The sequence below is a fragment of the Streptomyces sp. NPDC049577 genome (genome assembly GCF_040675635.1).
In the GTDB taxonomy this organism is placed as follows: Bacteria; Actinomycetota; Actinomycetes; order Streptomycetales; family Streptomycetaceae; genus Streptomyces.
The window spans coordinates 1-19,561 of record NZ_JBFAPH010000091.1; the positions used below are offsets into that span (position 1 = coordinate 1).

A 19,561-nucleotide genomic window follows, 5' to 3' on the forward strand; every position below is an offset into this window, starting at 1 on the left:
GGCGGCCGCCGCCCGCCGGACCCGCTCGTGGTGCTCCTCGGCGGGCGCCGGCGTGTACATCAGCGCCTCCTCGCCGTGCAGCGCGAACACCTGCGGGGCGAGGAAGGCGCACTGCGCGTACGCCTGACAGCGATTGAGATCGACGACGATCCGCATCCGAGAGCCCTCCTGCCGCGCAGTGTGTCGTCCGAGGTGTCTCTACCCGGCCGGGCGGGCCGAGCGGACGGCGTTGCCCCGGACGGGGGAACCCCCGACGCGGCGGATCAGGGCTGCCGCCGGGCGCCCGTCTCCGGCTGCCCGGTGCCGCAGTGCCAGCAGGTGACGGCGGTGGCCGGCACGTCCTCCTGGCGGCAGGCCGGGCAGGTCTTGACCGGGACCGGGTCACCGAAGACCACCACCCCGCGCCGCGCCTGGATGTGCTGGTAGGGCAGGACGATGAGGAAGTAGACGACGGCCATGAAGAGGACGAAGTACACGACCGCCGAGAGGAACGACCCGAGGTCGAGGTAGGTGGCCTTGTTCCCGGCCCGGCCCAGCTGCCAGCCGAGGCCGAGCCCGTGGCCGCCCTGCGCCCGGGCGATCACGGGGTTGATCACGAAGTCCGTGAAGGCCTTGATCAGCGTCGAGAAGGCCAGCGCGATGATCAGGCCCACGGCGATGGTGACGAGGTCGCCGCGCATGAGGAAGTTCTTGAATCCCTTGAGCATCACGGGGCTCCCGATGGAACGGACGACGAACGGATGTGCGCGGCACGCTACCGCTCCGCCGGCCGGCCGCCGCGGCACCGCGCGGGACCGGCGCCGGTGGTTCCACGGCACGGCCTACCGGGTGTTCGCCGTCCGAGTGGTACGCGACTGTCCCCCGCCCGGGTCAGGGCAGCCGTTCGAGGAGTGTCCGGGCGGCCTCGAGCATCAGGCGGCGCACATGCTCGGGGTCGGCGCCGGCCAGCGGTTCCTGGCGCAGGACGACGCGGGTGAGTCCTATGCCGAGCAGCCATGCCATGACCAGCGCGGCGCGCAGCTCGGCGTCCTCCGCGCCGGTGAGACCCGCCAGCGCCGTGGTGTACTCCTCGGTCAGGCAGCGGTTCGCCTGTGCCGTTCCGTCCTCGCTGCCGACCGAGCGCAGGAACACCTCCAGCGAGCGGTCCTCGGGCGAGGCCCCGGCGGGGGCGAGGAGGTTCCGCAGGGCGTTCTCCAGCAGCCGCTCGGCGGGGGTCTCCCGCAGCCGGCGGCGGCCGTCCATCGCCACGACCTCGCCGAAGAGCGCGGTCTTCGAGCCGAAGTAGCGGAAGAGCAGGGCCTGGTTGACGCCGGCGCGGTCGGCGATCGCGCGTACCGTCGTGCGGTCGTAGCCGCGTTCCGCGAACAGTTCCGCCGCCGCCTCGACCAGGCAGCGGCGGGTGGCCTCCGCGTCGCGTCTGCGCACCGGCTTCTCCGTGGTCATGCGTTCCTCCCAAGTCCCGGCCGGACCGGGCCCGTTGACTCCGCTTCCCGGCCGCCCTACGGTCTATGTAAGCAGGTGCTTACATCGCGTGCTTACATCGCGTCCCGCACCGGCGGGAGACCTTACTGCCGACGCGAAGGAGCAAGGGTCCGGATGTCCGCCTCTCCCCGTCAGCCCGTCACCTATCCCTTCAACGAAGCCACCGGCCTGGAACTGTCCGAGCGCTACGAGGAAGTGCGCCGCGGCGAGGGGCTGCGGCGCGTCCGGCTGCCCTTCGGCGAGCCGGCCTGGCTCGTCACGCGGTACGCGGACGCGCGGCTCGTCCTGGGCGACCCGCGGTTCAGCCGTGCCGCCTGCCTCGAACACGACGAACCCCGCCAGTCCCCCGCCCGGGTCACCACCGGCATCCTGACCATGGACCCGCCCGACCACACCCGGCTGCGCAGACTGGTGACGAAGGCGTTCACCGTGCAGCGGGTGGAGCGGCTGCGCCCGGACATCCGCGCGCTGGCGGACAGCCTGCTGGACGACATGGTGGCGGCGGGTCCGCCCGCCGATCTCGTCGAGTCCTTCGCGCTGCCGCTCCCGGTCTCCGTGATCTGCCGGCTGCTCGGCGTGCCCGAGGAGGACCGTCCCCTCTTCCGCAAGTGGAGCGACGACGCGCTGTCGACCAGCTCGCTCACCGCCGAGGAGGCGGAGGCCAGCCGGGAGGAGCTGCGCGCCTACATGGCCGGGCTGATCGAGGAGCACCGCGCCCGCCCCGCCGACGACTTGATGACGGACCTGATCGAGGCCCGGGACAAGGACGACCGGCTGTCCGAGCGGGAGCTGATCGACCTGTGCGTGGCGGTGCTGGTGGCGGGCCACGAGACCACGGCGACCCAGATCCCCAACTTCGTGTACGTCCTCCTCGGCCATCCCGGCGAGACGGCGCGGCTGCGCGCCGAGCCGGAGCTGATCCCGGGCGCGGTCGAGGAGTTGCTGCGCTTCGTCCCCCTGGGCTCGGCGGCGGCCGCGCCACGCTACGCCATCGAGGACGTCGAGGTCGGGGGCACGCTCGTGCGCAAGGGCGAGCCCGTGCTGGTGTCGGTGGGCGCCGCCAATCGCGACGAGCGGCGCTTCGACGAGCCGGGCGCGATCGAGCTCGGCCGGGACGGCAACCAGCACCTGGCGTTCGGCCACGGCGTGCACCACTGCCTGGGGGCGCCGCTCGCCCGGGTCGAGTTGCAGGAGGCGCTGCGGGCCCTCCTCCTGCGGCTGCCGGGCCTGCGTGCGGCCGGTGACATCGTGTGGAAGGACCGGATGCTGGTGCGGGGGCCGCGCGCGATGCCGGTGGGGTGGTGAGCGATGGTCTGGCGGGTGACCGTGGACCGGGGGCGCTGCATGGGCTCGGGCATCTGCGCCGCCCTGGCCGGTTCGTTCTTCACGCTGGAGGGGGACCGTTCCCGGCCGGTGAGCGGTGAGACCGCTCCGGACGAGACGGTGCTCGACGCCGCCGACTCCTGCCCGGCCGGGGCCATCACCGTGACCGAGGACGGGCGGGTGGTCGGGCCCCGGGACTAGCCGGGCGCGGCGGCCGGGACGGCCCACGCGGGCAGGGCGAGCACCAGGGCCGCTCACCCTGTGTGGCCGAATAGTCACTCTCCCCGTGATCTCCTCCTCGCACTAACGTGCGTGGGCGCGGGGGGCAGGTCACTCGGACAAGGGGCTGGCTGCGTGTTCTACTGCTTCTTCAAGAACGTCGTGCTGATACCGCTGCTGCGGTGGGTCTTCCGGCCCAAGGTGGAGGGCATCGAGCACCTTCCGGAACGCGGGGCGGCCATCATCGCGGGGAACCACCTCTCCTTCTCCGACCACTTCCTGATGCCCGTGATGGTCAAACGCCGGATCCGCTTCCTCGGCAAGCAGGAGTACTTCACCGGGCGCGGCCTCAAGGGCCGGCTGATCGCGGCGTTCTTCCGGGGCATCGGGGCGATCCCGGTCGACCGCTCCGGCAAGGAGGCGGCCCAGGCGGCACTCGACACGGCGCTGTCGGTGCTGGGCGAGGGCCAGTTGCTCGGGATCTACCCGGAGGGCACCCGCTCGCACGACGGGCGGCTGTACAAGGGGAAGGTCGGGGTGGCGGCGATGGCGCTGCGGTCCGGAGCGCCGGTGATCCCCTGCGCGATGATCGGCACGTTCGAGGCCCAGCCGACCGGCCGGCTCCTGCCGCGCGTCGTCCCCATCACCATCCGGTTCGGAAAGCCGCTGGACTTCTCGCGGTACGCGGGCATGGAGGAGCACCGGGAGATCCTGCGCGCCGTCACCGACGAGATCATGTACGCCATCTGGAAGCTGTCCGAGCAGGAGTACGTCGACACGTACGCGAGCCAGGCGAAGGCAGCGCTGCGCGCCGTGGACGACTGGCGTCCGGCGGCGTCCGCGCCGGCCGTACTCCCGGACCACGGGAGCGCGCACGCCGGCCGGAGCACGGCGGCCTGACACCCGGGCATACGGACGCGGCGGCCACCGGCACACGGAAAGTGCCGGTGGCCGCCGCGACGGCACGACGGTTCAGCCCGTGACGCCCGGGCGGTCCGCAAGGGCGTCGAGGGGCGTGCGCGGGTGCGGGATCACGCCCTCGGCGGTCTGTTCCAGGGAGACGGTCCGCGCCGGGGCGGGGATCCGGATGCCCTCGGCCCGGTACCGCTGGTGCAGGCGCTTGATGAACTCGTGCTTGATGCGGTACTTGTCGCTGTACTCGCCGACGCCGAGCACCACCGTGAAGCCGATCCGGGAGTCGCCGAAGGTGTGGAACCGGACGGCCGGCTCGTGGTCGGGGACGGCGCCGGGCACGTCCTTCATCACGCTCTCGACGACCTCGTTGGTGACCTGCTCGACGTGTTCGAGGTCGCTGTCGTAGGCGACGCCCACCTGCACGGTGACGGACAGCTTCTGCTGGGGCCGGCTGAAGTTGGTCATGTTCGTGCCGGCGAGCTTGGCGTTCGGGATGATGATCAGATTGTTGGAGAGCGCCTCGACCACCGTGTTGCGCCAGTTGATGTCGACGACATAGCCCTCCTCACCGCTGGTGAGCCGTATGTAGTCGCCGGGCTGGACCGTCCTCGAGACGAGGATGTGCACACCGGCGAAGAGATTGGCCAGGGTGTCCTTCAGCGCCAGGGCGATGGCCAGACCGCCCACGCCGAGGGCGGTGAGCAGCGGGGCGATGGATATCCCGAACGTCTGCAGGATGATGAGGAAGCCCATCGCGAGGACCGCGATACGGGTGATGTTGACGAATATGGTGGCCGAGCCGGCGACACCGGACCGGGACTGCGCCACCGACCGCACCAGGCCGCCGATGACGCGGGCCGCGGTGAGCGTGGCGTTCAGGATGACGAGCGCGGTCAGCACCTCGTTGACGGTGTTCCCGACCGAGCCGGTCAGCGGGAGGGCCGCGGCCGCCCCGGCCAGGCCGGCCGCCACCGCGCCCCACGGGACGAAGGTGCGCAGGATGTCGACGATGATGTCGTCGCCCTCCCACTTGGTCCTGCGGGCCCGTTCGGCGAGCCAGCGCAGGATGACCCGGAACACGAGGGCCGCGGCCAGTCCGGCGGCCAGCGCGATCCCGGCCATGATCACGTCATGCAGCGTCAGAGCATGCCTCATCGACGGCCTCCCTCGGTTCCCCGCAGCGGGGCGACGGCGTCACGCGCCACCAGAAGCCCGGAGTAATGATGCGTCACCTTGTACCTGCCTGTCCGACGGATCGCGAGCGCGCCGGGCAACGAGCGGCAGCCGGCGCGATAAGTCATCCTGCACCACGTCCGTTTCGCCCACGCACGCCCGGGTGGCCGCCGACCGGGTCGGCCGGAAGGCATGGGTCCGCTGACGGACCGGCATGTTCCGGTGGGTAACCTGACCTCGGTCAACAGCGTGTTGATCTTCGCTCGTGCAGTTCAACCATGGGGGAACGCAAGCCGTGTCCGCACCGCCGCCCTATCAGAACCAGCCGCCCTACCAGGGGCAGCCCCCGTACCCGGGGCAGCCGCAGCAGCCGTACGGCTACGCGCAGCCTCAGCAGCCGTACGGGTACGCCCAGCCTCCGCAGCCGCAACCGCAGCCCCCGTCGCGACCGCAGCCGCCGCGCAGGAGCCCGGTGCACTCCCTGCTCTCCGTCGCCGTCGTCGTGGCCGTCTTCGGCGGCGCCGCCTGGTACGTATGGGACTACAACACCGATCCGAACGGCGGCAAGGCCAAGAAGGAGGCGGCGCGGACCGCACGGGTCGAGGAGGGCAAGACGCACGACCCGCAGGTGGGCGACTGCGTCAAGGTCCAGGACCCGGAGGGCGAGCCGCTTCCGACCATCGTCGACTGCGGCTCCCCGGAGGCGCAGTACAAGACGGCCGACAAGCTGTACGGCGCCGGCAAGAAGTGCGGACCGAGCTCCGACTACGGGATCCAGGTCACGAGCAGGCGGAGTCTCGGCTATACCTTGTGCTTCACCAAGGTCTGACAAGACGTCTGACAAGACTGACAGGTCAAACGCCCCGCCCGGCCGGCTACGGTTCCCGGCCCTCCCCCGCCCCGCCGGCGATGCGGGCCGTGATGCGGGCCAGGGCGGCCAGGTCCTCCGGCGGGAGGGCGAGCAGGGCCGGCGGCGGGGTGCCGAGGATCTCTTCGGCGCGGTCGGCCGCCGCGCGGCCCGCCGGGGTGACGGAGACGATCTTCGAGCGGCGGTCGGCGGGGTTGGCGGAGCGTTCGACCAGGCCGCGGCCGGCCAGGTCGTCGACGACGAGCGTGGTGTACGGCCGGTCGGTCAGCAGCTCGTCGGCCAGTTCCCGCAGGGTGAGCGGGCCCCGGGCGATCCTGCGCAGCGCCTTGACGCGGAAGAAGCTCATGCCGAGCGCGTCGACGACGTCCTTGCGGCGCTCGTTGCCGCCGAGGACTATCGACCGCAGATTGCTCCAGGCGAGCCGGGCGTCGGTGGTGCGGGCGTCGGCAGTGTGGGCGTCGTGGGCGGTCATCGTGTCGTCACCGGGATCCTGCTGTGGTCGGGGTCGAGGCGGGCCGCGGAGCGTTCGGCGGTCCGGGCCGCCCAGCGGCCGGTGGTGATCGTACCGATGACGAGGACGGCCAGTCCGCACCCGGTGATGATCCACCAACCGGTGCGCTGGGCTCCGGCGGCCACCGCGGCGCCGATGACGGCGACGCCGAGGGAACTGCCGACCTGCCGGCTGGTGGACGCGACGGCGGCGGCGACTCCGGCGCGGGAGCGCGGCATGCCGGAGACGGCGGTGTTGGTGATGGGGGCGTTGACGAGTCCGAAGCCGATGCCGAAGACGACGTAGGCGGCCATCAGCAGGGCGTCGGACGAGGAGCCCGCGTCGAAGACCGCGAACAGCACGCCGCTCGCCGTCATCGCGAGACCCGCGAGGACGAGGGACAGGCGGGGGCCGCGGGTGCCGACCAGGCGGCCGGACAGCGGCGCGAAGACCAGGCACATGAGGGCCATGGGCAGCATGTACAGGCCGGCCTGGAGGGCCGGGAGGCCGCGCTCGTTCTGCAGGTGCAGGGTGTTGAGGAAGAGGAATCCGCCGAGCGCGGCGAAGGCGCTGACGGCGATGGCGGTGGCCCCGCTGAAGGGGGCGCTGCGGAAGAGCCCCGGTTCGATGAGGGCGTCGGTACGCCGCCGTTCGTAGCGGGTGAGCGCGGCGAGCGAGCAGAGGGCGACGGTGAAGCAGCCCAGGATGGCCGGCGAGGTCCAGCCCGCGGCCGGGCCCTCGATGATCCCGTAGGTGAGGGTGCCGAGCAGCGCTATCACCAGCAGCTGGCCGACGGGGTCGGCGCGGCGCGGGCGGGGCGCGCGGGACTCGGGGACGTAGCGGGCGGTGAGGGCGAGCGCGGCCAGTCCGACGGGCAGGTTGATCCAGAAGATGGCACGCCAGCCGGTGGTCTCGACGAGCGCGCCGCCGAGGACGGGTCCGGCCGCCATGCTGATGCCGACGACGCCGCCCCACACACCTATCGCCCGGGCCCTCTCCCGGGGGTCGGTGAAGGTGTTGGTGATGATCGACATGGCGACGGGGTTGAGCATGGACCCGCCGACGGCCTGCACCATGCGGAAGGCGATCAGCCAGCTCAGCCCCGGTGCGAGGCTGCACAGGACGGAGCCGGCCGTGAAGAGCACGAGCCCGGTCTGGAAGACGCGCCGGCGGCCGAGCCGGTCGGCGGTGGAGCCGGCGAGCATCAGGAGCGAGGCCAGTACCAGGGTGTAGGCGTCGATCGTCCACTGCAGGCCGGAGACGGAGGCGTGCAGCTCCCGCTGCATGGACGGCAGCGCGACGTTGAGGATCGTGTTGTCGAGGCTGACCATCAGCAGGCTCGTGCAGCAGATGGCCAGGACCAGCAGCCGGCGGCGCCGGGAGAGCTCGGGCACAGAACCCCCTGAGGACATGGAAGACGCGGTCTTACTTAGTTGTAATCCCATAATGATTTAAATCCTACAACTAAGCGGGGGAAGCTGCTCGTCCCAGTAGGTGGTCTTGCGTGCCACGCGGTGCGGCGGTGCGGCGGCGGGGTATCCACGGACCGGACCCCCGGGGCCGGCGACCGGCCGGTTCGCGGGGCGGCGGAGAGGCGGGAGTGCTGGCCGGTAACGGTTCGGGAAGCGGTGGCGAGGCGCCCGGCGGGGCCGGGAACGGCTCGCGGCCGCCGCGTGCGGAGCGCGGCCTGCGGGTGCGACCGATGCCGTCCTGGTTCTCGGCCGGGTTCACCGCCGGCCTGGGGCTCACCCTGGCCTACACGATCCTGCAGACCGTGCTGCGCATCAGCGGCATCCTGACGCTCCTGCTGCTCGCGCTGTTCGTGGCGATCAGCGTGGAGCCGGTGGTGGCGTGGCTGGCGCGGCACCGGCTCGGGCGGGGCTGGGCGGTGGCCGTCGTGGTGATCGGCCTGTTCGGGCTGCTGGCCGGTTTCCTCGCGCTGGTCATCCCGCCGGTGTCCAACGAGATCTCGGCCCTCGCCGACGCCGTGCCGAAGTGGTTGCAGCAGTTGCGCGACCACCACTCCGCCCTCGGCCGGCTGGAGGACCGCTACCACCTGATCTCCAAGGCGCGGGAGCAGCTCGGCGCCGGCGGCGGCACGGCGGTGCTCGGCGGGCTGCTCGGGGCGGGGCACGTCGTCGTCAGCACGGTCACCGGGGCGGTCCTGGTGGTGGTCGTGACCGTCTACTTCATGGTGGGCATGGAGCAGTTGAAGGACTTCGCCTACCGCTTCGTCCCGCTCAGCCGGCGGGCCGCGGTGATCGAGGTAACCGAGACGATCCTGCTGCGGGTCGGCCGGTACATGCTCGGGAACGTGGTCACGTCGGCCATCGCGGGCCTGGCCACCTTCCTGTGGTGCGTGGGGCTGGATGTACCGTACGCGGCCGCGCTCGGGGTGTTCGTCGGGCTGATGGACATGGTCCCGGTGGCGGGCTCGACCATCGGCGGGGTGGTGGTCAGCCTGGTCGCGCTGTCGGTGTCGTTCCCGATCGCCCTCGGTACGGCGGGTTTCTACACCGGCTTCCGGCTGGCCGAGGACTATCTGATCATGCCGAAGGCGATGAGCTACGCCGTCAACGTGCACCCCATCGTCACGGTCGTCGCCGTGGTGATCGGCGGCGCGTTGCTGGGGGTGGTCGGCGCGCTCATCGCCATTCCGGTGGCGGTCGGGATCGGCATCGTGCTCGACGAGTCCGTCTTCCCGCGGATCGAGGCGGTGTGACGGCCCCGCCCGGGAGGACGGCCTGTCAGCTCTCCCCGGAGCGGGCGGTCACGGGTTCCGGCCGGCCCCGGCCGTCGGCGGCCTCCGGTGCGCCGGAGGGCCGGGGGGTGGACGGCTGGATCCCCAGGCGCCGCGCGCACGCGCTGCGCTGCACGACCGCGAGCCCGGCGACGGCCCCGCCCAGCACCAGCCAGCCCACCGGGCCCGCGGCCATCACCACGCCGGTGAGCAGCGGCGGCCCGGCGGACTTCTGAACGGACTGGGACACCCCGGCCACGCCCAGGTAGGCGGCCCGGGCGTCGCGGGGCGCGAGCAGCACCGCGAGTTCCCAGGAGCTCACCGAACGCATCAGCTCCGCCAGGGTGACCAGGAGCGCGGCGGCGAGCAGGACGGCCGCGGCCCCCCAGCTCCCGCACCCGGGGGCGACCGCCACGGCCGCGCAGCACACGAGCACCGTGACGCCGTAGACCAGGACCGCCCGGGTGGCGGGACGCGGGCCCTCGGCCCTCGCCGAGATGCTCATCTGCAGCAGGACGACCAGCACGGTGTTGAGGAACAGGAAGGCCGGGACGAGGGCGTGCGGTGCCGAGGTGCGGTCCACCAGCCACAGCGGGAGGCCGACGTTGAGGATCGAGTCGTCGAGGTTCATGGGAATGTCCAGCAGGACGAACCGGAGATAGCCGGGGTCCCGCCACGGGTTCGCCCGGCGGACGGGCGGCCGGCCGGCGGACGTCGCGCCCTCGGGTCCGTCGTCGTGCGCGTTGCCCGGTTCGCCATGCCGTGCCACCTCGGCGCCGGCGTCGCGCGGCTCACCGGTACGCCACACCAGGACCGCGGCGACGGCGAAGGACAACGCGTTGCCCAGGATCAGGGCCCGGTAGGCGTCGCGGGTGCCCACCGCCAGACCGATGGCCGCGACCGCCGCACCGAGGGCGTAGCCCGCGTTGGCGGCGCTGCGGAACAGGGCCTGGTAGACGGCGCGCCGGTCCCCCGCCACCCGGGTCGCGAACAGCATCTCCAGCGTCTTCGCGGCCCGGTCGCCGACGCAGGTGACAGCGACGACGGCCAGCAGCACGCCGAAACCGGTGCAGACCAGCAGCAGGCAGAGTGTCACCAGACGGAGCAGATGGCAGCCGATGAGCAGCGGGCGCACCCGGAAGCGGCCGGCCAGGAACCCGGCCAGTGGTGAGCCGAGCACGCCCGCCGCACCGGCCACGCCCAGCAGGACACCGATCTGATGGGCGCTCAGGTGGGTCACGAAGGTGAAGTAGAGGACCGAGGAGGCGGCCCAGAGCCCCGAGCCCGTGCGGTCGAGGCCCTGGGCGAGCAGCATGATCCGGGCGTTGCGACCGCCGGGCGGATTGCGGAGCTGGGCCAGCAGGCCCCCGCCGCCACCCTCTCCGCTTTTCGCAGTGCCGACGTCTTTCGCGACATGCCGCATGGCCCGCCCCCTCGTACCCGTAACCGCCAATCTCGACGTCAAGATACTTGATGTCGACATACTTGTCGCGGGTGGGGTGCGCTACGGATCCGTCGGCGGTGTGCCCTGGCGGGCCGGGCGGACGGACAGCGCGTGCCGGAACTCGTCGCGTGGGTCCCACCGCGCCTTGACGCGCTGGAGACGGGGGTAGTGCTGCTTGTAGTAGAGGGTGTGCCAGGGGATGCCGGAGGTGTTGAGGGCGGGGTCGGCGAGGTCGGTGTCGGGGTAGTTGATGAAGGCGCCGTCGCTGACGCCGCCCGGGGCGGGGACGCCGCCGGTCTCGGCGTGGACGGCGCGGTAGACGTCGCGTATCCAGGTCAGGCGGGGCGCGGCGGCGTCGTGCGCGGCATCCCATCCGGTGAGGTAGACGGCCTTGAGGATGGAGTCGCGCTGCGCGACGGCCGTCGCGTCGGGGGCGACGGTGTTGACCTCTCCGCCGTAGGAGACGAGCCACACGGTGCCCTGGATCTCGCCCGGCCTTGCCCGAGAGATGCTCGTGGAGAGTGTCGATCTGCCGGTCCGTGAAGCGTTTGCGCAGGTAGGCGGATTTGGCCTTGAAGGCGCCCGGATCGCTCTGCTGGATGTTCGCGGCGGCCTGGAGCCACGGCTGGCTCTCCTGGCCCCGGGTCGGCTTCACACCGGTCCCGCTCGCGATCGCGTTCACATAGTCGTCGACGAGCCGTTCCGCGGCGGGCCCGGTGGATCGGAGCCCCGGGCGCCGGGCGAGCGGAACCAGTAGCGGGTGACGATGCCGAAGTTGCCGCCACCGCCGCCGGTGTGGGCCCACCACAGGTCGTGGTGGGGGTCGCCGGGGTCTCTCGTGGCCACCACGGCCCCGGCCCTGCCCTGCTCGTCGACGACCACGACCTCGACGGCCTCCAGATGGTCGACGCCCAGGCCGTGGCGGCGGGAGAGGGCGCCGTACCCGCCGCCCAGGATGTGCCCGCCGGCGCCGACGGCCGCGGTGGCGCCCGCCGGTACGGTCACGCCCCAGCCGAGGAACAGCCTGCGGTACGTCTCGCCGAGCAGCGCTCCCGGCTCGACGGCGAAGGCCCTCCGCCGCTCGTCGAAGGAGACGGCCGACAGCGGCGAGAGGTCGATGAGGACCCGGACGGCGGGGTCGTCGACGAAGTTCTCGAAGCAGTGTCCGCCGCTGCGGACGGCGATGCGCCTGCCGTCGCGCACCGCTCGCTGGACGGCGTCGACCACCTGCGCGGTCGAGCCGGCGACGTGCACGCGGTCGGGTGTGCCGGTGAAGCGCGCGTTGCATCCACGGCGGGTCAGCGACACATAGCGCGCGTCACCGGGAACGACCGTGACCGGGGCCGGCCGGGGCGGGGTGCCGGCGCCCGGCCCGGCCGCCGCCGCGGCAGCCGCGCCGCCCGGCACCGCCAGGCCCGCGGCCGTGCCGGCCAACGCGGCCGTCCCGGCCAGTACGCCACGTCGCGTCACTTCTTTCATGTACGGCTCCTGTTCGTGCCGGATGAGGGGAAGGACTCGGCCTTCCACCCTTCCGGGCACGCGGCGGCCGGGCATCGTCCGCAATGACCAGCCGGCCCTCCCTCCGAAGGAGTACGCGGAACAGGAGCAGTCGGGGGGCTAGACCCGGACGGGCCTGCTGAGGAGGACGAACGCGGCGCCTTCGGGGTCGCGGCAGGCGGTGACGCGCCCGTAGGGGGAGTCGTCCGGGCCGTGCAGGACCTCGCCGCCGAGTTCGGTGAGGGTCTTCACGGCCGCGTCGGTGTCGCGGACGCCGAAGTAGGTGCGCCAGTGGGAGGGCAGGTCGGTCGGCATGGAGCCGCCGGCGTCGTGGCCGTCGGCGCTGAAGACGCGGTAGTCGAACGTCGGGGACATCGCCTCCCCGAACCGCACGCCGAAGACCTTCGAGTAGAACTCGCGGGCGGTCGCGACGTCGTTGCTCGCCAGCTCGTGCCACACCATCGCGCCGGGCTGGTTGACGAGTTCCGCGCCCCGGTGCCGGCCCGGCTGCCACCCGCCGAAGACCGCGCCCGTGGGGTCGGCGGCGATCCACATCCGGCCTTCCCCGGGGACGTCCATGACGTCGGTGAGCAGGCGGCCCCCGTGCTCGGTGACCCGCCCGGCCGTCTCTTCGGCGTCCGTCACGGACAGATATACGGTCCAGACGGCCGGTGCGTCGGCGTCCGGCGGCGAGAAGAGCCCGGCGACCAGGGCGTCGTCCACGGTGGCCATGGTGTAGCCGTGGGTGTCGGGCGGGCCCTCGATGAAGTCCCAGCCCAGCAGGGCACCGTAGAAGTCCCGGGCCGCGCTCGTGTCCCGGGTCGACAGGTCGACCCAGCAGGGCGTCCCCTGGGCGTACGGCGTCTCTTCCGCCATGGCAGCCGGCACCTTCCGTGTGTGCGTACGAATGACCCCTTACGGTCACGGTAGGAGGGTGACGGGGGTTTCGGGGGGAGTTCCGGGGCGCCGGTGGTGCTTGGGGCTCGCTTGGCGTAGTGCGGGCGGGGCTGCCGTGGCGGGGTTGCCGTGGTCGAAGAGGCTAGCCGTGGTCGAAGAGGTTCGGCAGGCCCGCGCGGTAGCGGGCCTCGTCCTGCTCGTGCAGGGGTCGCAGTTCGGGCGGCCGGTAGAGGGGCCGGACGCGGCATCGGGGGGCGGTGGAGGCGTCCGCGTCGAGGAGGGCGTTGACGGCGCGGCGGGCCGATTCGTTCGCGCCCTCCATGGTGGCGAGGTCGATGTCGGTGGCGACGTAGTCGCCGGCGAGGAAGAGGTTGGGGACGGCCGTGCGGCTGGAGGGGCGGTTGTAGAGGGTGCCCACCGGGTGGACGAGGAGCTGTTCGCGGTTGGCGGGGGCCGGGCCGCCGAGTCCGGTGACGGCGGGGTCCATGAACCAGGAGTGGAGGTCGGCGTCGTCGAGGGCGCGCCGGCCGGTGCCGTTGAGGCCGGCCTTGAGCTGGGCCCACACCTCCTCGGCCACTTGCCGCCGGGTGCAGGCGATGGCCGGCTTTCCGTAGAGGATGCCGGGGGTGCCCCACTGGGAGACGATGGCCGACAGGCAGTCGGCGACACGGCCGTCGCCGTACTGGGCGGGCAGGTCGCGACGGGGCCAGAACTGCGCCTGGCTGATGGACGTCAGGGCCCAGGGCGTGTCGACGTGGTTCACGTGCCCGTGCACGAGGGGAACGCGTTTGCGGAGGTAGAACTGGACGCCGACCATCCAGTCGGTCCGCAACCGGTCACAGCGGGCCAGCTGCGGGTCGGCCGCGCGCAGTGCGGGACCCCAGGTGGTGCGGGCGTGTTCGACCGGCATGGCGCAGACGTAGTGGTCCGCCGTGATCGTACGGGTTCCGCCGGCCCGGGGCGCGCTGAGGCGGACGCCGGTGATCCGGCCACCGCCGTAGAGCAGTTCCCGGACTTCCGTGCCCAGTTCGAAGGTCACGCCCAGGGAGCGGAGGTGGGCCACCCAGGGGTTGATCCACGCTTCACTGGTCGGGGCGTTGAGGACGCGGTCCGGTTCGCCGTCGTTGCCACGGCCGAGGGTGTTGTAGAGGAAGGCTTGGAGGATGCGGGCGATGGTGCGGGTGCTGGCCTGTTCGGCCCGGGTGGCGACGAGGTTGCGGGTGGCGCCGGTGCCGAGGAGGTGCCGGTAGTCGCGCGACATGCGCTCGGCCTTGATGAAGTCCCACCACGGGACGCGTTCCCACTGTTCGGTGCGGCGCCGCTCGCAGCTCGTGAGGTGGACCAGCAGACGGCCGGCGAAGTAGGCGGCCTCGGTGGGCGGCAGGTGCAGGAGCGTGTCGAGCGTGCCGGTGAGCGCCCGCAGGAGCGCGTCGGGCAGGAGGGAGCGGACGTCGGGCGGGGCGGCCAGGGTGCGGGAGGACAGCCGGAGGCCGGGGCGGCCGCCGTCGCGGACGATCAGTTCCTCGGTGGCGTCGACAAGGTTTCCGTGAACGGTGCCCCGGCCGTCCGGCAGGGGGATGCGGCGCAGCGTGTCGGGCAGGTTGCGGTAGAAGCCGGGGAAGAAGCGGAAGCCGTGTTCGCCAGGGAGCGGGCGGCGTCCGGCGGTGGCGGTGCCGGGGACGTCCATGCTGCGGGCCTTACCGCCCAGGGCGTGGTGGTATTCGTACACCGTGACGCGATAGCCGCGTTCGGCGAGTTCGTGGGCGGCGCTGAGTCCGGCGACGCCTCCGCCGAGGACGGCCACGCGCCGGGGGCCCCGGCCGGGGGCGGCGGCGTGCGCCTGTCCCGCGGCGCTCGTCAGGGCGATGCCGCCGCCGAGGCGGCTCGCCGTGGTCAGGAACGTGCGCCGTGCCGGCGATACCGCGTTGGGGAGCACATCCGGGCCAACGAGCGTGGCCGGAGCGGGACATGGGTGACCGCGGGTCTCTCACGGCATCGGGTGACGCCGGCTGTCCTCCTGGGTCATCCGATGCCGCGGGGGCGGAACTGGACGCTGATCCGGGGACCGACGGGCTTGGTGGTCTTGGGGATGGAGTGGTCCCAGGTGCGCTGGCAGGTGCCGCCCATGACGAGGAGGTCGCCGTGGCCCAGCGATCGGCGCAGGCGCGCGGCGCCGCCGCCGCGCGGCCGCAGCAGCAGGGGGCGCGGCTGGCCGAGGGAGAGGATGGCGACCATGGTGTTCTCCTCGGCGCCGCGGCCGATGCGGTCGCCGTGCCAGGCGACGCTGTCGCGGCCGTCGCGGTAGTAGCACAGGCCGAGGGTGCGGAAGGGCTCACCGAGTTCGCCGGCGTAGTGGGCGCTCAGGGCGTCCCGGGCGGCCGCCAGCAGCGGGTGGGGCGGGTCGTCGTCCTCGCCGTAGTGGGCGAGGAGCCGGGGGACGGCCACGACGTCGTCGTACATGTGCCGCCGCTCGGCGCGCCAGGGCACGGTGCGCGCCAGCGCCTCGAAGAGCAGGTCGGACCCGGTGAGCCAGCCGGGCAGGAGGTCGATCCAGGCGCCGTGCTCCAGGGCCGTGCGGCGTGCCTCCTCCAGCGGGCGGACGAGACGGGCCTCGTCCGCCACATCGAAGAGTGATCCCTGGAGCTGGAATCCCACCTTTTCACCGTACGACACCGTGGGGGACGGATGCCCGTCCCGGCAGCTACGGGATCAAGGCGTTGTGGATCTCCACCGTGCTGGAGTCGAACGGCGGGGCCTTGAGGTCCCTGGCCACGGGGAGGACCGCCTTCTCCAGGAAGCCGTGGAAGGCCTCCACCGACTCCCAGACCTCGACGACCTGCCAGCCGCCCTCCTCCCCCGGCCCGGCGAAGTGCGCGATGAGCCCCGCCGGCGGGTCGTCCGGGTCGGGGACGGCCCGGTCGAAGGTCTCCTGGTAGAGCTCCCGGGTCCACGCCGCGCCGCGGCTGTGCACCATCACCGTCATGTTCGTTGCCCCCTCCGCACCGAGAACGCTTGCCGTCCCACGCTAGGGTCCGCTCCCCCGGGCGGCGAGTGGTGTCGGGAGCCCTTCGCGGCGCGGCCCCGCGCCGGAGCGCGGAAGCGGCGCCCGCGGTGTCATCCGATGTGGGTGATCTGGACGACGGTGACGGTGTCGTCGCCGATGAGGATGACGCCCGCGGTGTGGCCGTGCGCGATGGTGCGCATGACGCCGTCGTCGATGCCGTAGCAGGTGGAGTGGGCGAACGGGTCGACGAGGGCGTCGAGGAGGCAGACGGCGAGGTCGCGGCGGGCCTGGTCGGGGAGACTCTTGTAGGTGGCGTGGAGGCTCGGGTCGATGTGGAGCCGGTAGGTCACGCGGCACCTCGGCGGCCCGGGCCGGTGTGCGTGCGGAGTTCGTCGGGGCTGATCTCGATGAGCCCGGTCGTGTACGTGTCGGGGAGGCGGCCGTTCTCGCTGAGCAGCGCCTGAATGTGTTCGATGCGGGGGCGTTCGGCTTCGAACGCCTTGATGAAGCGGACCCAGCGGTCACAGATCTCCGGCAGCCGGCGGACGTCGGTGAAGGAGACGTCGCGCATGAAGGTGGCGCGGAGTTCGGGGTGGGGCAGGGCGTGGCTGATGCTGTCGATCGTCCACGTCTGGTCGGTGCTCACGGGTCCTCCCCGGGCTGCGGCGGCTTGCGGTCCCACGGTAGCGAATCGGGTGCGTCCCCGTGGCCGCGCGGTGGGCCCGCGTCCAGGGGAAGGTGCACGTCGAGGAGGCATACGTCGTCGCGCCGCTCGTCGCGCAGCAGGGAGGACAGCAGCGGGCCGAGGGAGCCGGTGCCGTCACTGCGGATCGCCTGACGTGCGGCGTCGGCGAAGCGGTTGGCGCCCTCGTCGATGTGCTCGCGGGGTCGTTCGACGAGGCCGTCGGTGTAGAACAGCAGGTGGTCGCCGGGTTCGAGCCGGAACTCCGCCTCGCCGTACGAGGCGTCGGGGGTCGCGCCGAGCAGGATGCCGCGGGGATGGGTCAGGAACTGTGCCCGGCCCCCGCGCAGCAGGAGCAGGGGCGGGTGGCCCGCCTGGGCCCAGGTGAGGCGGCGGCGGGCCGGCTCGTAGCGGGCGATGACGACGGTGGCGGTGCTGGTGTGGGCATCGCGGGTGTGCAGGAGCAGGGTGTTGAGCCGGTCGAGCGCGCCGGTGAGCGACGAGCCGGTGACGATCATGCCCTTGGTGGTGAACCGCAGCTGGGCCATGGTGGCGACGGCGTCGATGCCGTGGCCGGCGACGTCGCCGACGACGAAGAGCACGCTGCCGTCGGGCAGTTCGATGGCGCTGTACCAGTCGCCGCCCACGTTGATGCCGTCGTCGGACGGCAGGTAGGCGACGTCGACGCGCAGGTCGGCGAGGGTGAGCGACTGTTCGGGCAGCGGCAGGAGGGCGTGCTGGAGGCGGGCGGCGATGGTCCGCTCGGTCTGGAGCACTCCGCGCTGCGAGTGCACGGCCCGCTCGCTCTCGGCGAGGGCGAGTTCGGCGCGCCGCTGGGCGGTGAGGTCCTGGACGAAGCAGTGGACCTCGATGGGGGTGCCGTTGACGTCGGTGACCGCCTCGGCCACGATGCGCAGGTGCTTGACGCCCACGTCCGTGGTGATACGGAAGGGCCGGTCCATGGGGCGCCCGTGAGTGAGCAGGTCCTGGACGGCCTGGGCGAGGGCGGGCAGGTCTTCCGGCAGGACGTGCTCGGGCAGGGCCTCGAGCCTCATCGGGCCGAGCGCGGGGTCGCGTTCGAAGACGGCGTAGACCTGGGGGGACCAGTTCACCTCGTCGGTCACCAGGTTCCAGTCGGCCCAGCCGAGGTTGCCCAGCCGCTGGAGGTCGGCGAGCCGCTGCTGCTGCCGGGCCACGGTGTCGTGGCGGATCCAGGAGACCACGAGGGAGTCCTCGAGCTTGACGGCCCGTACGGAGAAGGTGGACGCCTGCGGTACCCCGGCGACCACCTCGTGGTAGCGGAAGGGCCGGCTCTGGTAGGGCCGGCCCGTGGCGAGGGTGGCCAGATAGCCCTGCCAGGCGGGAAGTCCGGCCATGGTGGGGTAGCACTCGAGGACGCGCAGACCGACCAGTTCGCGACCGCGGCGGCCGGCGACGTCGACGGATTCGGGGGCGGCCGCGTCGATGCGGAAGTCCTCGACCTGGCCGGTCGGTGACCGCAGGGGGGTGAGCAGGGCGGCGGGCTCGGAGAGGGTGTCGAAGGCGGCCTGGACGACGGCGGCCGTCGGGGCGGTGGAACGACCGCGGGGGGCGTCGAAGGCGCGCAGCCGCCCGGCGCACAGCCGGGCCACCGCGTGCAGGAGCTCGCGCGTGCCGGGGTCGAAGGGCGCGTCCAGCGTGCGGAACACACCGATCGCCGAGGTGACCGCGCCGCCGGTGCTGACCGGGATCCAGGCGCGGCAGGGCCAGCGCTCGGGCGGGTCGCCGATCAGCAGGTAGCGGTCCTTGTCCCGCGCCGGGTCCTCCAGCCAGACGGCTTCGCCACTGGCGATGGCGTCCAGGGCGGCGACGCCGCTCAGCGGCGGGACGTGGCGCCACTGGGCGGCCACGGTCGCCCCGACACCGGCGTGACCCACGAGCCGCAGGCCTCCCGCCGGAGGCCGTGTGTAGATCATCACGGCGTCGGTGTCCGCCGCCGCGCCGAGGTGGTCCAGCAGGCACTGGGCCAGTTCCTGCGGCGTCGCCGTGTCGGTGAGCGCCGCGCCCAGCCTCCGCAGGACGTCCGCCGTGCCGTCGGAGCCGCCGGACGGGGCCGCCGATCGGGGACGGGGCACGCCGCGCACGGTGTACCGTGCGGGGTCGAACACGGACCCGCCCGTCTTCACCCTGACCGGCTCGGCCGCTCTCTCGGCCGGGACGACGGGGCGGAGCTGGATCTCTCCGAGGGCGATCCAGCACTCCTCCGTCACCGTGCGGCCGGCTTCGGCGGCACGGCGGGTCAGCTCCTCGTAGGCGACGGTCGCCGAGCAGCCGGTCCGGGCCATCAGCACGCCCTTGGCCCGCTCCAGGACGGTGATCGTCCGTACGAGGTGCTCCAGCCGCTCCTTCTCGGTGCGCAGCTTCGCCACGACTTTGGCCAGCGCGACGACGTCGGACACGGCGTCGGACGCGGCGTCGGCCTGCTCGGTATCGACAGAGTCGCTCGTCACGGGACGAGCATGTCACAGGCCGTGTGCCCAGGGCCCGTGCTCTCGTATCCCGGGGGGATCATCCGTCACACGAAGGGGTCTTCGTGCCCGGCACCGCGTTCCGCGCCGTGTCCTCGGCCGGGTCCTGGGCCGTTGTACTTTCGCCGCCTCAGCCGCCGTGCAGCGCCCGTACGCCCCGTCAAGCGCCCCATCACCCGCACCGTCTGTCCCTGCGGAACCCGGAACACGCCCTTCCAGCCCTGCTCGTCGGGCGGGACCGGGACCGTGTCAGCGGTCCCGCACGGTGATGCCGAGCTCCTGGGCGAACTGCGGCGCGAGGTCGAACAGCTGCGCGCTGC

19 protein-coding genes and 1 pseudogene are annotated in these 19,561 nt (G+C 72.6%); 5 read left to right on the top strand and 15 right to left on the bottom strand.

From position 1 onward, the window contains the following. From AB0K09_RS13065 to AB0K09_RS13075, 3 genes are all read right to left on the bottom strand, one after another. A partial coding sequence (locus AB0K09_RS13065) for a ferredoxin (protein ID WP_366065433.1) occupies positions 1-156 on the bottom strand: 156 nt, incomplete at its 3' end. 107 nt (positions 157-263) lie between these two features. Continuing rightward, positions 264-707, bottom strand: coding sequence for an MscL family protein (locus AB0K09_RS13070; RefSeq protein ID WP_366065414.1), 444 nt, complete (start codon positions 705-707; stop codon positions 264-266). Positions 708-870: 163 nt separating this feature from the next. Continuing rightward, a complete protein-coding gene (locus tag AB0K09_RS13075) occupies positions 871-1,443 on the bottom strand; it encodes a TetR family transcriptional regulator (protein WP_366065415.1) in 573 nt (190 codons plus the stop codon). Positions 1,444-1,596: 153 nt separating this feature from the next. Here AB0K09_RS13075 and AB0K09_RS13080 point away from each other — a divergent pair, with 153 nt between their 5' ends. The 3 genes from AB0K09_RS13080 (at position 1,597) to AB0K09_RS13090 (ending at position 3,924) form a co-directional block, all read left to right on the top strand. Next, positions 1,597-2,787 carry a cytochrome P450 gene (locus AB0K09_RS13080; RefSeq protein WP_366065416.1) on the top strand — a complete coding sequence of 397 codons (1,191 nt, stop codon included), beginning with the start codon at positions 1,597-1,599 and terminating at the stop codon, positions 2,785-2,787. A gap of 15 nt (positions 2,788-2,802) precedes the next feature. Beyond that, complete coding sequence (locus AB0K09_RS13085) at positions 2,803-3,006, top strand: ferredoxin (protein ID WP_366065418.1); 204 nt, start codon at positions 2,803-2,805, stop codon at positions 3,004-3,006. Positions 3,007-3,159: 153 nt separating this feature from the next. Continuing rightward, entirely contained in the window at positions 3,160-3,924 is a 765-nt protein-coding gene (locus AB0K09_RS13090) for a lysophospholipid acyltransferase family protein (RefSeq protein ID WP_366065419.1), read from the top strand. A gap of 72 nt (positions 3,925-3,996) precedes the next feature. On the opposite strand, the gene AB0K09_RS13095 is transcribed toward AB0K09_RS13090, so the two are convergent. Then, complete coding sequence (locus tag AB0K09_RS13095; protein ID WP_366065420.1) at positions 3,997-5,094, bottom strand: mechanosensitive ion channel family protein; 1,098 nt, start codon at positions 5,092-5,094, stop codon at positions 3,997-3,999. A 313-nt stretch (positions 5,095-5,407) separates the two neighbouring features. Here AB0K09_RS13095 and AB0K09_RS13100 point away from each other — a divergent pair, with 313 nt between their 5' ends. Beyond that, positions 5,408-5,941, top strand: a complete 534-nt coding sequence (locus AB0K09_RS13100) for a hypothetical protein (protein ID WP_366065421.1) — start codon at positions 5,408-5,410, stop codon at positions 5,939-5,941. A gap of 46 nt (positions 5,942-5,987) precedes the next feature. Here the strand turns inward: AB0K09_RS13100 and AB0K09_RS13105 are convergent, their stop codons facing one another. Together AB0K09_RS13105 and AB0K09_RS13110 are read right to left on the bottom strand one after the other, a co-directional pair. Further along, the gene (locus tag AB0K09_RS13105) at positions 5,988-6,452 is read right to left on the bottom strand and encodes a MarR family transcriptional regulator (protein WP_366065422.1); all 465 of its coding nucleotides are present in this window, start codon (positions 6,450-6,452) and stop codon (positions 5,988-5,990) included. Next, a complete protein-coding gene (locus tag AB0K09_RS13110) occupies positions 6,449-7,864 on the bottom strand; it encodes an MFS transporter (RefSeq protein WP_366065423.1) in 1,416 nt (471 codons plus the stop codon). The genes AB0K09_RS13105 and AB0K09_RS13110 overlap by 4 nt, the downstream gene beginning before the upstream one ends. A gap of 308 nt (positions 7,865-8,172) precedes the next feature. On the opposite strand from AB0K09_RS13110, the gene AB0K09_RS13115 reads away from it, so the two are divergent. Further along, complete coding sequence (locus AB0K09_RS13115; protein ID WP_366065424.1) at positions 8,173-9,192, top strand: AI-2E family transporter; 1,020 nt, start codon at positions 8,173-8,175, stop codon at positions 9,190-9,192. A gap of 25 nt (positions 9,193-9,217) precedes the next feature. Here the strand turns inward: AB0K09_RS13115 and AB0K09_RS13120 are convergent, their stop codons facing one another. The 9 genes and pseudogenes from AB0K09_RS13120 to AB0K09_RS13160 form a co-directional block, all read right to left on the bottom strand. Further along, positions 9,218-10,633 carry an MFS transporter gene (locus AB0K09_RS13120; RefSeq protein WP_366065425.1) on the bottom strand — a complete coding sequence of 472 codons (1,416 nt, stop codon included), beginning with the start codon at positions 10,631-10,633 and terminating at the stop codon, positions 9,218-9,220. 81 nt (positions 10,634-10,714) lie between these two features. After that, positions 10,715-12,133, bottom strand: a pseudogene (locus AB0K09_RS13125) (FAD-binding protein). A 138-nt stretch (positions 12,134-12,271) separates the two neighbouring features. Further along, positions 12,272-13,027, bottom strand: a complete 756-nt coding sequence (locus AB0K09_RS13130) for a VOC family protein (protein WP_366065426.1) — start codon at positions 13,025-13,027, stop codon at positions 12,272-12,274. A 163-nt stretch (positions 13,028-13,190) separates the two neighbouring features. Further along, on the bottom strand, positions 13,191-14,984 hold the full coding sequence (locus AB0K09_RS13135) for an FAD-dependent oxidoreductase (protein ID WP_366065427.1): 1,794 nt from the start codon (positions 14,982-14,984) through the stop codon (positions 13,191-13,193). An 86-nt stretch (positions 14,985-15,070) separates the two neighbouring features. Beyond that, positions 15,071-15,703, bottom strand: a complete 633-nt coding sequence (locus AB0K09_RS13140; protein WP_366065428.1) for an alpha-ketoglutarate-dependent dioxygenase AlkB — start codon at positions 15,701-15,703, stop codon at positions 15,071-15,073. Between the two features lie 46 nt (positions 15,704-15,749). Continuing rightward, a complete protein-coding gene (locus AB0K09_RS13145; RefSeq protein WP_366065429.1) occupies positions 15,750-16,031 on the bottom strand; it encodes a hypothetical protein in 282 nt (93 codons plus the stop codon). A gap of 131 nt (positions 16,032-16,162) precedes the next feature. Next, complete coding sequence (locus tag AB0K09_RS13150) at positions 16,163-16,402, bottom strand: hypothetical protein (protein ID WP_366065430.1); 240 nt, start codon at positions 16,400-16,402, stop codon at positions 16,163-16,165. Then, on the bottom strand, positions 16,399-16,698 hold the full coding sequence (locus tag AB0K09_RS13155) for a hypothetical protein (protein ID WP_366065431.1): 300 nt from the start codon (positions 16,696-16,698) through the stop codon (positions 16,399-16,401). The genes AB0K09_RS13150 and AB0K09_RS13155 overlap by 4 nt, the downstream gene beginning before the upstream one ends. Next, positions 16,695-19,223 (bottom strand): SpoIIE family protein phosphatase, encoded by a 2,529-nt coding sequence (locus AB0K09_RS13160; protein ID WP_366065432.1) that lies wholly within the window; start codon positions 19,221-19,223, stop codon positions 16,695-16,697. The genes AB0K09_RS13155 and AB0K09_RS13160 overlap by 4 nt, the downstream gene beginning before the upstream one ends. Between the last annotated feature and the right edge of the window lie 338 nt (positions 19,224-19,561).

What these genes read in the sequence shown, in the direction of transcription:
- AB0K09_RS13095 (WP_366065420.1), bottom strand. Translation starts at nt 5,094, where the DNA reads ATGAGGCATGCTCTGACGCTGCATGACGTGATCATGGCCGGGATCGCG.
- AB0K09_RS13145 (WP_366065429.1), bottom strand. Translation starts at nt 16,031, where the DNA reads ATGACGGTGATGGTGCACAGCCGCGGCGCGGCGTGGACCCGGGAGCTC.
- AB0K09_RS13130 (WP_366065426.1), bottom strand. Translation starts at nt 13,027, where the DNA reads ATGGCGGAAGAGACGCCGTACGCCCAGGGGACGCCCTGCTGGGTCGAC.
- AB0K09_RS13080 (WP_366065416.1), top strand. Translation starts at nt 1,597, where the DNA reads ATGTCCGCCTCTCCCCGTCAGCCCGTCACCTATCCCTTCAACGAAGCC.
- AB0K09_RS13075 (WP_366065415.1), bottom strand. Translation starts at nt 1,443, where the DNA reads ATGACCACGGAGAAGCCGGTGCGCAGACGCGACGCGGAGGCCACCCGC.
- AB0K09_RS13120 (WP_366065425.1), bottom strand. Translation starts at nt 10,633, where the DNA reads ATGCGGCATGTCGCGAAAGACGTCGGCACTGCGAAAAGCGGAGAGGGT.
- AB0K09_RS13115 (WP_366065424.1), top strand. Translation starts at nt 8,173, where the DNA reads ATGCCGTCCTGGTTCTCGGCCGGGTTCACCGCCGGCCTGGGGCTCACC.
- AB0K09_RS13070 (WP_366065414.1), bottom strand. Translation starts at nt 707, where the DNA reads ATGCTCAAGGGATTCAAGAACTTCCTCATGCGCGGCGACCTCGTCACC.
- AB0K09_RS13105 (WP_366065422.1), bottom strand. Translation starts at nt 6,452, where the DNA reads ATGACCGCCCACGACGCCCACACTGCCGACGCCCGCACCACCGACGCC.